This is a genomic window from Vibrio hippocampi (assembly GCF_921292975.1).
Taxonomy (GTDB): Bacteria; Pseudomonadota; Gammaproteobacteria; order Enterobacterales; family Vibrionaceae; genus Vibrio; species Vibrio hippocampi.
The window spans coordinates 1,198,703-1,212,780 of the sequence record NZ_CAKLCM010000002.1; the positions used below are offsets into that span (position 1 = coordinate 1,198,703).

The window sequence follows — 14,078 nt, forward strand, 5'->3', positions numbered from 1 at the left end:
TTCTTGAAACTAGGTCCGTATCTAAACTTACAATCATTCGTTACCGCTTGAATTTATTTTGCTTCCACTAAAACTAACCCTAGTGGTGATTACAGAGGATTGTATATGACCCGAATTTCGTGCCTAGCATTACTGGCTAGTGCAACGGTTATCGCCGGACTCTTAACCGGTTGTAGTAATGCGTCGGCTGATCCCGCATACCAAGTTGCAAACGAACTTCCTGACTATAACCAACGCAGTTTTGAACAGTACCGTGAAGCCACTAAACTGTGGCTCAATGACAATCGCGTCTTTATGACCGACAATCATGAGCAAGAACTTGATTTGGTGCTACCCACAGAATACCGACCGACTCACCCAAACGGTAAAGGGGTTTTGTTGGTACATGGACTTGGCGATAGCCCCTACTCTTTTGTTGATGTAGCTCAGCACCTTGCGGATAAAGGCTACTTAGTTCGCACTATCTTGCTCCCCGGTCACGCCAGTAAAGCCGGTGATCTTGCACTTCCATCATTAGAGGATTGGCAAGGTGTCGTCCATCACCATATTCAACTTCTTAAACGGCAGACGCCAAGTCTCTGGTTAGGCGGCTACTCGACTGGCGCGAATCTGGCCACCGAAGCGGCGATAAAAGACCCCACGATCGATGGGCTGCTGCTATTCTCTCCCGCTTTTGAACCGACCTCTACCGCGGTACGCTGGGCAGGACTAGCCAGCTATTTTGTGACATGGGCTGACCAAGATCCTGAAGACAATCCGTTGAGGTACAACTCGTTACCGATGAATGGTGCCGCTGTTTATTACCAAACCACCGAAGTCGTCAAGCAGGCACTAAAAGGTCGCAGCTATGATAAGCCGGTGTTTATGATCATGAGTGAAGCGGACGGCATTATAGACACGGGCTATGCAGCTGAAGTATTTCAACACACCATGACCCACCCCAATAAACATTTAGTCTGGCAAGGTGAAACCAAGGCGACCGATACACACATCTCTCGCTTTTCAATGAAGCTGCCAGAGCAACGCATTGCCAATGGTTCTCATCAGGGATTACTGATCTCGCCGGACAATCCGCTTTACGGAATCAACGGCAGCAATATCATTTGTGGTAACGGTCAAACTCCCGAGCATGAACAAGCCTGTATCAATGGTGCGCCAGTCTGGTTTTCGTCATGGGGTCATCAAGAGCCGGGAAAAATCTTTGCCCGTTTAACCTACAATCCCTACTTTACCCAGAGTATGGCGCTGATGGACCAAGTTATGGATAAGACCACTCGCTAAGCGGGTCAGGTATCGCGATATAAACAGCCTCAAGGAGATAAACATGAAGTCAGGGATTTTCTCTTCGGTCAGTGCACTTGTCGCCACCAGTTTGATTGGCACACAGCTTATTGTGTCAAACGCTGTTGCCGATGAAGCGGGGATGGAAGAAGTGTTGCTTGATAATAGTTACACTGTAACCAAAGTAATCGATGGTTTAATGATTCCTTGGGGCATGGCGTTCTCTGACGCCGATACTCTACTGGTGACCGAGCGAACAGGTAATCTAGTGCAAGTGACATTATCTGAGCAAACGAAAACCACCTTATACAGCGTTAACAACCTTTATGCGAAAGGACAAGGCGGTCTGATGGACATCGCACAATCTCCAGAGGATGCCAACCGCTACTACTTTACCTACAGTGATAAAACCGACAAAGGGGCAACCACTTCTCTGGCGACCGCCACGATCAGCAATGGCAAACTCTCAAATTGGACGCGATTACTCAAAGCCAACGCCGACAGTGACTCTGGTCGACATTTTGGCAGTCGCATAACGTTTGATGATAAGGGACATCTCTATTTTGGCATTGGCGACCGAGGCGATAGAGACAATGGTCAAGACACGAGTAACCATGCTGCCGCGATTCTTCGTCTTAATCTTGACGGGTCGGTGCCAACCGACAATCCCTTTGTGAACGACAACAAGGTGGCGAATGAAATCTGGTCTTATGGGCACAGAAATCCGCAAGGTCTTTTCTTTGATAAAGCAACCGATTCTCTATGGGAAATTGAACATGGTCCTCGCGGTGGCGACGAAATTAACCTGATTGGTAAAGGACTCAATTACGGTTGGGCGAAAACCTCTCACGGCAAGGAATACTGGGGACCGTTAACGGTTGGCGAAGCAAAGACATTACCGGGTATTGAACAACCCAAATGGGTTTACATTCCATCAATTGCTCCTGGCAGTCTGATTCTCTATCGCGGAGAACACTATCCGCAGCTCAATGGCAAACTGCTGTCCGGCGCACTCAAACTAGCCCATATTAACGTGGTTGATATTCAGGGGGATCAGTTAAAAGAACAACTAAGATTAGTCACCGATCTTGGTGAGCGCGTCCGAGACATAGCCATAAGCCCAGATGGTCTAATCTACTTCAGCACCGACAATGGCAATATCTATCGACTAGAGCCAAAACCTAAATAAATGAGTGACTAACAAGCGAATTAATATTTTTACTGGATATTTATACAGGCAGGTATATACTGTTTATACAACCAGTAACAAAATGAGGTTCGCTTATGTTGCAACAACGACTTGACCGTATCAACGAGCTAAGAAAACAAGCTCTGAGCAATCCTGAATTTGTCGAATCAGCCAAAGCTCATGAGCAAGCATTAAACAAAGAAGTCTCTCAACAACAGACTCACAATAAAAAACCGAAAAGCCTATCTGAAATCTATCAAGGCTATCAGTTTGGCAACGATACTCATTAAATCTCACACAGTCAGTCTCAATATAAAATGAGAGGAGTTTTCGCTCCTCTCATCAACGTTACCCGCTTGTATTCAATCCTTTTATCGCTGTCAATTTCTGTACGCTACTAATTTCTTTACATCAGCAATTTCTGTTCATGGGCAATTGTTGTACATTAGACTGATACCCAAGTTACCTCGGATCTATTGAGCATTTAGGTCTTGATGGTAGATCATTGTTCTCGTTATCTAGTCAAAGGAGAGACTTGCTGTTATGGATAACCACACGATAGCCGTGATTGGCACTGGCGCGATTGGCGGATACTACGGAGCCCGTCTTCACCATGCGCAATGTCAGGTGCATTTTTTGTTTCACTCAGATTTTGATCATGTCACGCAACATGGCTTGAAAGTTGATTCCCAAGAGGGCAATTTTTCGATTCCAGCCGAGGCGATTAACGCCTATCAAAATAGTCAAGATATGCCAGCGGCTGACATCATTTTAGTGGCATTAAAGACCACTCAAAATGCACTATTGCCGCAACTGCTAAAACCGATATTAAAGCCTAACTCAACCATCGTACTGTTACAAAATGGTATCGCGGGCGAGCAGGTCATTGCCGAGCAGCTTAGCCACTCTCAAATTGGTGGCGGGCTTTGTTTCATCTGCTCAAATAAAGTCGGTCCCGGTCATATTCATCATATTGATTACGGCAACCTCACCTTAGGTCGATTAAACCCAGAGTGTGACTCGCACATAAACTGGCTCACCGAACAATTTCAAGCCGCGGGCGTCGGTGCTGATTTTGCGGGCGATATCGTCAGCGCACGCTGGAAAAAGTTGCTGTGGAACGTACCTTTCAACGGTCTATCAACTATCCTCAATGCCGATACTGCACAAATGATGGCGACGGAACAGATAGTCGAACTCGCCAGAGACATCATGCTGGAAGTGATTGCTGCCGCCAACGCCCATGGCACTGCGCTCGATAGCGCGGTCGTGGATACCATGATCAACAACACCGCCAAGATGCAACCCTACCTCACCAGTATGCTGCTCGATTACAGGAATGGTCGAGAGTTAGAGATCGAATATATGTATAAAAATATGCTCGATATCGCCGCAAAAATTGGAGTGCCGATGCACAAGACCGAGACACTTTATCAACAACTCTGTTTCATCAACCAAAAAATACAGACCCGTTGAGACTAAAGCGTTGCTAGGTTTTGTGCCGGACACGAATAAAGGCTAAAATAGCGCTTCATTCCGCAAAGCACATTATCTTCGCAAGGCACAAAACCCATGAAACGCTTAGTTCTATATGTTAAAGACAAATGCCCTCATTGTAAGGACGCTCAACGATACCTCGATGAAAAAGGCTATAAATACAGAATGACGAACGCCAAAATGCAAAGGGGAAGAAAGGAATTGGACGCTATCGGTGCTCGTTCATTGCCAGTGCTTAAGATTGGCGACCAGATTATGATCGGCTGGAACCCAAAGAACTTTGAAAGAATGTATAAAGGAGGCTAACTCGCCTCCTTTTTCTTATAGGGACAGGTCAAATAAAACAAATTACATAACAGCTTCAAGCTTATTTTCCTCAGACTTTAACCTAGGGTATTTCTTAGTGAGGTTGAACCACTAATTTTCGAAAACGAGGGAAATGCCAAAATGCCTGCCACACGAAAGCTCAGCTTTCCTTGCTGATATTAATAGCAAGATTTTTAAATGACATTATCCAATTTGGTAGCCACACATCCGCTGCCGTTGCATCTTCGCTATCACTAATGGAAAGCTGGCTTTGCTGCCAACTAAAGTCGCCCGCTGTCTTTCTAGTTAGGTACATACTTTGAGCCACTCTTGCTGAGTCAGGTTGAAGTTTTATGCAATGAGCCAGCCGTTTTCATATATTGCCTGTCCCTGAAGGATCCCCCGCCCAAGCTCGGACAGTTCTGTATATGGCAATGATGTCCGCCATGCAATGTAACCCTGTTTTCAAAGCGACGTATCAGCGACTTTTAGACGCAGGAAAGCCTAAAAAAGTGGCTATCATAGCGTGTGTAAAGAAGAGGGTTGTTATCTTAAATTCGATGTTGAGAGACGGCACGATGTGGGATGAAAGTAGCGCCAAAAATTAACTATTGACGCCATAGTCGTTTGTTATGAGGCAAGTTGAAGCGACAAAGAAAGGAAGTTTTCATCGCTTTCAGTCACCTTATAGCCAAGTGATTTGTAAAACCTTACCGCTGACTCATTTCTAGTAAAGCTTGATAGGGTTACTTGACTACGCTCTTGCTCTCGCGCTATGTCGTGAACCATATTCATGACCCTTTCACCCAATTGTTGATTTTGAAATTCTGGAAATATAATGAGTAAATGTACATGAATGGCATTGTCGTAGTATGGCTTAAAGCATAGCATTCCAACTTGCGTGTTATTGAAACAAACCCAGTAAAACCAATGAGGCTCATAGTCACTTTTTAAGCGATTGACCTGAAACTCATCACACCAACCAAAGACGGCATCAACATGCGAATAAAGTCCTTGTTTCACAACAGAAAACAGACTTTCAAACTCATCACTTTCTATTTTTATTAGTTGAATATCCATATGCCTCATAACGCCGCAATAAGCGGTGAATGAACGCGTGCTATGTTTGAGCGTAAGCGAGTCGGCACGCGTTCATGAATCCGACTTAATTGCATTGTTAACTGGCTTTTCTAGCGATCACTAAACCATGATTACTTGACCCCAAAAGACTGGGTTCATCGCAATTTTCTAAATGATAATCTAACCATGTCTGATATTGAGATGGAGTAAAATTATTAACACCACTAGATATATAGCGCCCAAATCCATCTGTTGCTGAATGTCCAATTACGTTAAAACCATTTTCTTTTGCAAGGCTTTCAATTTCACTAGGCGTTGCGAAATACCCAACTTTGAAAAAACTATCTGCCTTAGTGTTTGATACCGTGCCATGTTTATTTAACTCTGAAAGTACCTCGGGAGTTACTAACTCTGGAAACTGCTGTGCAAACATACCAGCAACAAAGAAACGTGAAATATACGCTATAGCTAGTACGCCATTTGGTTTTAAAATTCTTAGTGCTTCATTTACCGCAAGCTCTCTTTCATGCAGAGTTTTCAGGTGGTACAAAGGGCCAAGAATTACACAAACGTCTTGAGAACTGCTTTCGATAAATGACACATCACAAGCATTACCCTCGAACACTTTTAACTCAATTCCTTCAGATTTTGCTTTAGTGTTTAAGATATTCACTTGGTCGGGTGCAAGCTCTACAGCTGTAACTCCACAACCTAATTTCGCAAAATTTAAGGAATAACGCCCCGTTGCTGCTCCTAACTCACATACAGATTTACCTTTAAGTAAATAAGGCGCTAGTTTATGCATCGTAGTATCAAACTCTAACTGAGCGATGTATTGGCGAGTTAGTCTTTCGTCTTCGTTTGCACCCGTATATTGGGCTATCAATTCTTCCATTGTTCAATACTCCCTTTGCCAGTTAACATTCTTAATAACAGGCAGTCTCGTTCCTCTGCCTGCCTGAATTTCAATCAATTTATCATAACCCACTAAAAATTAAAGCAAATAACTCGTGCTATATATTCTGTCATCACATAAAAACACGCCAGCGTGTTATCACTTTTTAACCGTGCGCGTTATCTAAGATACGATCATCACAAATCCCCTGATGAGCAATGACTTACTAAATCCTCTACCAACAAAGCGCGACTATGCACTCAACAAAACAAGCCATTTTTCATACTCAAACCAGATTCAAACCTAATGAACTGTACAAATAAACAGCAATGGAGGGTGAAGATGGTAAGCCAATTTTTAGAAGAAATTCGAGGACTCTATAGGGACAGGAAAAATAAAACTGCCAATATCCCCTGCCAGTTGATAGAAAACCGAATCACAGCAGAGTATTACGAGTGAGTTTGAAGTTTTATGCAATGACTCAGCCGTTTTCATATATTGCCTGTCCCTTTTGCTTTAACGCATAGTAAAAATGCCACGCGTGCCGAATCACTCTTGAACAATTTGTTAGGTGTCTCTCAGCGCACTTAGCACCTTGAGCGAAAATTCATCCCAACCCGGCGCAGTAAATGCAACACTCCTGACCTTTTTAACGGCTTCGATAGCCTCTATTGGTAGTAGCTTTTTGGTTTGCATTAGATATGCAGCTAGAGCTAGACCTGTTCGGTCTTTACCCGATTTACAGTGAACAATAACCAAACCATCGCGTTTGTGCAGATCTAGGAAACCGAGTATTTGTGGAAGAGAATTCAAGCAAAGTTCTAGGTCACCATCAAGAGCTGGTGCATTACTTGAAAGCGGTATGTTTTTGTAAGCAATGCCCAATGTATCAAGAAGAGAAACATGCACCATTTCACCGTCATTCACAGACAGAATTGCAGCTACGTTATTATTGCGTAGCTCAGCAAGATCCCACATGCGATTGTCAGGACCACACCTACCTGCTACTGTTTTTTCAATAAAAAATACCTGCTGCAAAATCGTTCTCCATTAGACACCTAACATTCTTAATAACAGGCAGTCTCGTTTTTCTTTCTGGCTAAATTTTAATCAATTTATCATAACCCACTAAAAATTAAAGCAAATACATCGCGCTATATATTCTGTCATCACATAGAAACGCGCCAGTGTATTATCACTTTTTAACCGTGCGTGTTATCTAAGGTATGATCATCACAAATCTCCTAATGAACAATGCCTTACTAAATCCTCTACCAACAAAGCACGACTATGCACTCAACAAAACAAGTCATTTTTCATACTCAAACCAGATTCAAACCTAATAAACTGTACAAACATACAGCAATAGAGAGTGGAGATGGTAAGCCAATTTTTAGAAGAAATTCGAGGACTCTATAGAGACAGGAAAAATAAAACTGCCAATATCCCCTGCCAGTTGATAGAAAACCGAATCACAACAGAGTTTCACGCGTGAGTTTGAAGTTTTATGCAATGACTCAGCCGTTTTCATATATTGCCTGTCCCTTTGCTTGGTCTTTTGCTTGCTCCTTTAAAAACTGCCGTGTGCGCTTTATTGCACCTGCAACATTGCAACGAATCAGTTATAATCCTCGCCAAATATTTCCCGAGTCTCAAGAAGCAAATTTATGAAACTAACACTACTTACCCAAGACATTTTCGATCATCTTTACCGCGATATTACTGAATTTCGTACCACTTTTGATTTGCCTGTGAACGATGTGGCTTCTCTGGATGATGCGGCGGATAAATTGCATAGTTCGCTGGCGATTGAAGAGATGACTGAATTGGCTGAAGCGGACAGTAAAGTCGAACAGGCTGATGCCATTATTGATTCTGTTTATGTCTTGATGGGTCGTCTAGTGCATCTTGGTGACAGCAAGGTGGAAGACAATCTTGCGATCAGCTATCTAATTGAACTGCTGTTGCATGTGGCTGCCAACCGCGATATCGATTTCATCAAATGCTGGGATGAGATCCATTCAAGTAATATGAGTAAAGTCTGCCGCAATATGACTGAGTACCAAGAAACGCAAGCATACTATGCAGAGCAAGGTATTAAGCTGATGGCGGTTGAAAAAGGCAACTATATTATTGCTAAGTGTGCCGAAGATTTTGTTTCAGATGCAAAGACTATCCGACAAGGTAAGGTTCTAAAGTCGGTCTATTACCGTCCTGCTGATCTTTCACCACTGGTATAATAATTTATAGCTGGTGACAAGCGATCCCTTGAGTCCAATTCAAGGGATCACTTTTCAAACACTAAGTAAGGGCGATGTTGCCACTCAATGCGAGTAATATTGGTATGGTAAACCTGCTGCAATAATGCCTCGTTCATCACTTCATCTGGCGTCCCTTTCGCCACCATCACACCGCGCTTTAATACCACCACATAATCTGCATATCGCAAGGTCACATTGAGGTCATGATTAGCAATGACTACCGTTGTCCCCTGCTGCTTAATGATGTCCACCAAACGATGCAAGTACTTTTGCTGACCAATATCCAATGGTGCTGAGGGTTCATCAAGAATGAGCAGTTTGGCGTAGGGGTTGATAGGTCGCCATACTTGAAGCGCGCAAGCCGCTAACCTGACACGCTGCCACTCGCCACCAGAAAGATGATGCACGGTTCGGGTAAGCAATCGGGTCAGATTCAGCAACTCAGTGACTTGGCGCACTGCCTGATTTAACGCTTCTTTATCCGTGCAACAAGCTGGCACTGATACGGATAGAAACTGGTACACAGGCATATTGAAAGCGGGACGCTCACTCTGGCTCAAGTAGGCTCGCGTCAGGGCTAAATCGGCCAATGACAGAGAGGTGTGCGGTTCTCCATCCATCTCTATCTCGCCAGCGCACTCTAATATGCCAGACACACAACTCAATAAGGTGCTTTTGCCGCTACCATTCGGTCCGATGATATGTGTCACGTGACCTTGCGGGAATGCCAGCGACATCGGCAGCAGTCGCTCACCGAGGGCGAGATTACGAACCTGTATCATGATTTTTCACCAGCATCCAAATAAAGATCGGCGCTCCGATGGTTGTAGTCATCACACCGATAGGCAGCTCTGCCGAGCTCAACAGAGTTCGAGCAAAAATGTCTGATAGCACCAAAAGTGTCGCGCCAGCAATCGCCGATAGCGGCAACAAATAACGATTTTCAGTGCCAAAAGCGAGGCGCAGAAGATGGGGAATCACTAAGCCAACAAAACTGATCACACCAGCTAAGGCGACACTGCAACCCACCAAAATCGAAATAGCGAGAATAAGTTGCCAACGAATTTTGGCAACATCCACACCCAACTGCTTAGCATGCACCTCACCTATCATTAGTTTATCTAACAGAGTACCTTGCCAACATAACCAAACCATAATCGGCAGCATAAACAGACTTAAAATATGCTGATACCAATCTAGACCACCAAGGCTGCCCATTAGCCAATACATCAGCTGACGCATGCTTAAGTCATCACTAAAGTAGAACGCCCAAGTGACCATCGCGCCAGACAGAATACCCAATGCTACCCCAACCAATAACAAACGTGTGGTCGATAAACGCAATGTTCGAGTGGCGCTAACAAGCAGCAAGGTAAAGCATAAAGCCCCGACAACCGCCGCCGACATAAAGCCTAGTGGCGTTGCTGCCGCCGGAATGGCAAACATCACGATCACCATGCCTAAACTGGCACCTCCGGAAATACCAAGTACACCGGGTTCGGCTAACACGTTACTCAATAAGACCTGCAATGTTGCACCAGAAATAGCGAGCGCAGCTCCAATGACTAGTGCTGCGACTAAACGCGGGGCGCGAAGTTCGTAAACCAGTAATTGATCGAGGGGCGAACTAGGAAAGAAAGGATTGACGATATGCTCACCGATAGCCAAATGCGCTAAGGAGCAAATGATAAGTAGCAGCGAGGCTAAGACAAGTATCCATCGCCATCGAGATTGATTTTTAGAGAGTAGCTGATCAAAATCCATTTAATATACAAATCAGCAGCTTATTCAAGCTGCTGATTCTATTCCACATTTACCAGTCGTAAACCAACTGGTCACCGTCATAGCGTGCCGATACTGCAACCACCATCAACGCCGCACGTTGACCCACTTTGACATGCCGATTAGGGAAAACGATCGCCTCGTGTTCGTTCTTCGCCATTAATGGTTTATCACCATCATGACCGAACACCTCACCATGCATGAACTCGGTAAAGTTCTCTACATCATCATCAAATAAGAAACCAAAGTCTTCTTCACGTCGGATAATACTACGCGCCACACGGTAAATCACTGGAGTACTTGAAGCCTGCTGCAGTTTTTCGTCGGCAAGTAGATGGCGCGTCGCAACATCAAAAGCCTTTAGGCGCGCTAGGTCATTATCACCCAGTGCTGCAACACGACCCAGCTCCATGGTTAACGCTTGAGCTTCATAGTTCTCTGCGGTAAACCAGCTAAACGTGCTCGATGGCGCATTGGATAGCAAAATCGCGTCAATTTGTGCGCTGGAAACGAAGTCAAACAGTGCTTTACTGCGAGTTTCGTGACGAACCTTAGGGCTCACCACAAAGGAATAGTGTTTAGATTGACGAATAGCACAATGGAGGTCGAGGTGCCAACGTTGTTCCACCTCAACACCTTGATAGAAGTCTGCGACCCATGACTTAAGGCGCTTGGCAATATCAAGCTCTTGGCTTTGTGGATATTTCTTGTCGCCAAACAGACGATTGAGGTTTTCATCAACAAAACGCTGCTGCTGGTTTGTCGCTGCTGGGTGAGCAATGATAAACAGACAACGCGCTTTTAGCGTGGTTGATCCGGATTCAATATCAGCAATCAACTTGTCGATCAGCTCCATCGGCGCAGTCTCATCGCCGTGAACCCCACAAGAAATGATAATGTGTTTACTATCTGGTCCGAGTGTCTCTGGCGTGACCTCGAGCAAACCTCGGGCACGGTGTTCCAGTGTGACACCATTATCCGTAACAAGCGAACCACCGACGAACTCTGCATCGGTATTTAAAGTATCTTTTAGAAATGATTGGCGAAAAAGCGATTTCGTCATGCGCTGCTCCCTAATATAACAGCGGTATGTTAATGAAACATTGAAGTTAATTATACGGGCAAGATCTCGTTTGTCGAAGTCTATCACCCAAGATTGTAAGAAAATGAAGCAATTGCGCAAAAATACAGCAAGTCTGCACACTAATGATGGCTGATTCATCTGTGCAAACTTGCCTTTTCTATGCAACTCAACTCATCAAGTCATGCTACAACAATGATGGCTGTTGTGTGGTTGCTTCGATCTACTGCATAGCCTTTTCGGTCTGCTGCATGACCACTTCGTTCAAAAGTCGTTCAAACTGGTCAACTTTCTGCTCGATGCGTGCCATGCTTTGTTGCCAAAACTGCGGTTGAGTCAAATCTTGTCCCAGATGTTTATCGACAACCTCTTCCGCAAGATAACTGCCAGTATCGCGCAACAAAGAGACATAATCCCTATAGAAAGCCTCTCCTTTGTTCGCTCGCTCAGCATAGACCCCTAAACTAAACAGATAACCAAACAGATACGGATAGTTGTAGAAACTCAACTCAGAGATACTAAAGTGCAGCTTACTCGCCCAGAAATAGGGATCACTTCCTGTCATTGAGTCGCCATACCATGCTTGCCATGTCGATGACATCAACTCACACAGTTGCGGTGCATCCAGTTCATTTTGCAGACGTTGCTCATAGAATGCTTTTTCAAACTCATAGCGAACGGGAATATTGATGGTCAATGCGTACGCAGAAGAGAGTTCTTCCCACAGCATTTCCAACTGTTCTTGCGGCGTCGAAGCCTGTTCTAAAAGATAGTCTCGTACTATGTTCTCAGCAAAAATCGAAGCGGTTTCTGCCAAGGTCATGGGATAGTGTGTCTGACACAAAGGCAGATCGCGCATTACCCAATTATGGAATGCATGCCCTAACTCATGGGCAAGCGTCAGTAAATCAGAACGACTGCCGCCCCAAGTCATAAAGACCAAAGGAGTACGAGTCGCGGCAAGCTTGGTACAATAAGCACCCAAGCGGCGGTGTTCACTTGGCTCAGCATCAATCCAGCCGTTGTCTACCATCGTTTGCACAAATTCCGCCATTTCCGGCTCGACCGTAGCAAAAGCAGCTTTAATCAGCTCAATGGCTTCATCAAAGGTATAAACTTTGGCAGGCGCATTTTCCAGTGGCGGCATGGCGGCAAGGTGATTCCAAGGTTTCATGGCTTCAAGACCATGAACCTTAGCCATCAATTTACCCGCTTTCTGACCGATATGTTTGTTTTGCTCTGCGACCGACATCATGGCTTCAAGCGTGTCACGACTGATGCGGTTTTCAAACAGGCTTGGATCAAGGAAGTGTTGCGGTTGAGTATGAGAGCGCTTTGAACCCTCGTTATGTCGCCACCCTGCAAGGGCATTAACAATGGAAGCCAAGGTAATCTCATTCTGCTTCATTGCAGCTTGAATACCGCTCCAAACCGCTTGCTGCTTATCAAACTCGCCGCCATATAACAGACTTGCCGCCTGAGAAAAACCCATCTCTTCAACGCCGCTTTCAAGCGCTACCTTAATGGTTAGCGAACCCGTTAAATTATCGTATAAACGTCCCCATGCATCGCGTCCATCAACTTCCATTGCCGACAGCAACTGTTCTGACTCTATACTCATTTGTGTTGTGGCTTGAATTTGCATCAGTGCGATTTGGAAAGCTTGTCCAGACACTGACGGATTGTCATGCTGCAAGACCTCTTCAATAAACTCGCTAGAGGCAAATGCTAACTGATTTTCATAAGGTGTATAGGCTTGCTGCAATTCAGAACTTAATTGAGCAATGCGCGCAATCATCTGCTTCGCCGATTGATTTTGCGCGTTGGTTGACGCCTGACACATCGCCATCGTATTCACTGTTGCCAGCAAGGTACTCGCAGCCTCCATCGTCTGGATAGCGTTTTGAATCGTGACAACATGCTCTCTTTCTTGTTGATGAAGATTGAGCAGTTCAATGGAGCGTTTGATTAACTCAATATCTTGTTCGATTTTCGGATCATCTAGCCCTTGGTAGGCGATGCTCAAGTCCCAAACAGCGGTCATAGCAAGATTCCTTTTAATGAAGTTCCAATGGCTTTTAAGCGTGCAAACTGCAAAGCCTGTGGATGAATTTGAATGTGTGTGGCGCTGCCGTTGTCGATATGCAAATTGGCATAAAGTTGTGGCTGTTGCCAATCAAGCCCAAGTATATGAGCAATAATAATACGGATAACGCCGCCATGGGCAAGGATCAAGCTGTTGCCTTGCCGTTGTTGTATCTGTTGCCAAGCATGTACTACGCGAGCTTGAAACTGCGCCAAAGACTCACCATTGGGTAACGTCACTTTGGCGGGATGACGCCAGAACTGCTCCATGAGTTGCCACTGTTCGGCGCTCATTTGATCAAAGGTCAAACCGTCATAGTCACCAAAATTCATTTCTTGAATATTTTCATCAAACTCAATAGGCACTTGATAGCGTTGCTCTATCAGCGTTGCAAGCTCGGCACAACGCACAAGCGGCGACGAGATCACACGCTCAAACTTCACCGAAGACTCCACAAGATTCGACAGCAAGCTTTGCTGTTCATGGGGCAACACGTCTATATCGGTTTGACCAAACAACCCCGCTTGCGCATTCACTTTGGCGTGTCGCACCAGTATAAAATTATTCATAGGCTATGTTTCAAAACCATGTTTTCAGAGCCCTGCTTTCAGGAGCCAACT

The 14,078-nt window shown here is 44.8% G+C and carries 15 protein-coding genes and 1 pseudogene; 7 read left to right on the plus strand and 9 right to left on the minus strand.

All coding sequences use genetic code 11. The annotated features are described in order from the left end of the window. Window positions 1-105 precede the first annotated feature (105 nt). The 5 genes from L9Q39_RS07750 (at window position 106) to L9Q39_RS07770 (ending at window position 4,273) form a co-directional block, all read left to right on the plus strand. Window positions 106-1,281: an alpha/beta hydrolase gene (locus L9Q39_RS07750; protein WP_237484520.1), complete on the plus strand. Its 1,176-nt coding sequence runs from the start codon at window positions 106-108 to the stop codon at window positions 1,279-1,281. Window positions 1,282-1,423: 142 nt separating this feature from the next. Further along, window positions 1,424-2,470 (plus strand): PQQ-dependent sugar dehydrogenase, encoded by a 1,047-nt coding sequence (locus tag L9Q39_RS07755; RefSeq protein ID WP_237485533.1) that lies wholly within the window; start codon window positions 1,424-1,426, stop codon window positions 2,468-2,470. Window positions 2,471-2,565: 95 nt separating this feature from the next. Then, a complete protein-coding gene (locus tag L9Q39_RS07760) occupies window positions 2,566-2,760 on the plus strand; it encodes a hypothetical protein (protein WP_237484521.1) in 195 nt (64 codons plus the stop codon). 253 nt (window positions 2,761-3,013) lie between these two features. Beyond that, entirely contained in the window at window positions 3,014-3,946 is a 933-nt protein-coding gene (locus L9Q39_RS07765) for a putative 2-dehydropantoate 2-reductase (protein WP_237484522.1), read from the plus strand. A gap of 96 nt (window positions 3,947-4,042) precedes the next feature. Continuing rightward, entirely contained in the window at window positions 4,043-4,273 is a 231-nt protein-coding gene (locus L9Q39_RS07770) for a glutaredoxin family protein (protein WP_237484523.1), read from the plus strand. A gap of 160 nt (window positions 4,274-4,433) precedes the next feature. Here the strand turns inward: L9Q39_RS07770 and L9Q39_RS07775 are convergent, their stop codons facing one another. Beyond that, window positions 4,434-4,589 carry a hypothetical protein gene (locus tag L9Q39_RS07775; RefSeq protein ID WP_237484524.1) on the minus strand — a complete coding sequence of 52 codons (156 nt, stop codon included), beginning with the start codon at window positions 4,587-4,589 and terminating at the stop codon, window positions 4,434-4,436. An 88-nt stretch (window positions 4,590-4,677) separates the two neighbouring features. Between L9Q39_RS07775 and L9Q39_RS07780 the strand changes: the two are divergent. Continuing rightward, window positions 4,678-4,881 (plus strand): annotated as a pseudogene (locus L9Q39_RS07780) (IS110 family transposase); the annotation flags it as partial. A gap of 22 nt (window positions 4,882-4,903) precedes the next feature. Here L9Q39_RS07780 and L9Q39_RS07785 read toward each other — a convergent pair. From L9Q39_RS07785 to L9Q39_RS07795, 3 genes are all read right to left on the minus strand, one after another. Next, window positions 4,904-5,362, minus strand: coding sequence for a GNAT family N-acetyltransferase (locus tag L9Q39_RS07785; protein WP_237484525.1), 459 nt, complete (start codon window positions 5,360-5,362; stop codon window positions 4,904-4,906). Window positions 5,363-5,450: 88 nt separating this feature from the next. Next, window positions 5,451-6,248, minus strand: a complete 798-nt coding sequence (locus L9Q39_RS07790; protein ID WP_237484526.1) for a class I SAM-dependent methyltransferase — start codon at window positions 6,246-6,248, stop codon at window positions 5,451-5,453. A 567-nt stretch (window positions 6,249-6,815) separates the two neighbouring features. After that, on the minus strand, window positions 6,816-7,286 hold the full coding sequence (locus tag L9Q39_RS07795) for a dual specificity protein phosphatase family protein (protein WP_237484527.1): 471 nt from the start codon (window positions 7,284-7,286) through the stop codon (window positions 6,816-6,818). A 629-nt stretch (window positions 7,287-7,915) separates the two neighbouring features. On the opposite strand from L9Q39_RS07795, the gene L9Q39_RS07800 reads away from it, so the two are divergent. After that, window positions 7,916-8,488 carry a nucleoside triphosphate pyrophosphohydrolase family protein gene (locus tag L9Q39_RS07800; RefSeq protein ID WP_237484528.1) on the plus strand — a complete coding sequence of 191 codons (573 nt, stop codon included), beginning with the start codon at window positions 7,916-7,918 and terminating at the stop codon, window positions 8,486-8,488. Between the two features lie 47 nt (window positions 8,489-8,535). On the opposite strand, the gene btuD is transcribed toward L9Q39_RS07800, so the two are convergent. The 5 genes from btuD to L9Q39_RS07825 form a co-directional block, all read right to left on the minus strand. Beyond that, window positions 8,536-9,291 (minus strand): vitamin B12 ABC transporter ATP-binding protein BtuD, encoded by a 756-nt coding sequence (btuD, locus tag L9Q39_RS07805; RefSeq protein ID WP_237484529.1) that lies wholly within the window; start codon window positions 9,289-9,291, stop codon window positions 8,536-8,538. Beyond that, complete coding sequence (gene btuC, locus L9Q39_RS07810) at window positions 9,275-10,273, minus strand: vitamin B12 ABC transporter permease BtuC (RefSeq protein WP_237484530.1); 999 nt, start codon at window positions 10,271-10,273, stop codon at window positions 9,275-9,277. Before btuC ends, btuD begins: the two co-directional genes overlap by 17 nt. 49 nt (window positions 10,274-10,322) lie before the next feature. After that, a complete protein-coding gene (locus L9Q39_RS07815) occupies window positions 10,323-11,354 on the minus strand; it encodes a succinylglutamate desuccinylase (protein WP_237484531.1) in 1,032 nt (343 codons plus the stop codon). A gap of 241 nt (window positions 11,355-11,595) precedes the next feature. Continuing rightward, window positions 11,596-13,416 carry a M3 family oligoendopeptidase gene (locus L9Q39_RS07820; protein ID WP_237484532.1) on the minus strand — a complete coding sequence of 607 codons (1,821 nt, stop codon included), beginning with the start codon at window positions 13,414-13,416 and terminating at the stop codon, window positions 11,596-11,598. Further along, a complete protein-coding gene (locus L9Q39_RS07825) occupies window positions 13,413-14,027 on the minus strand; it encodes a histidine phosphatase family protein (protein WP_237484533.1) in 615 nt (204 codons plus the stop codon). The genes L9Q39_RS07820 and L9Q39_RS07825 overlap by 4 nt, the downstream gene beginning before the upstream one ends. Window positions 14,028-14,078 lie beyond the last annotated feature (51 nt).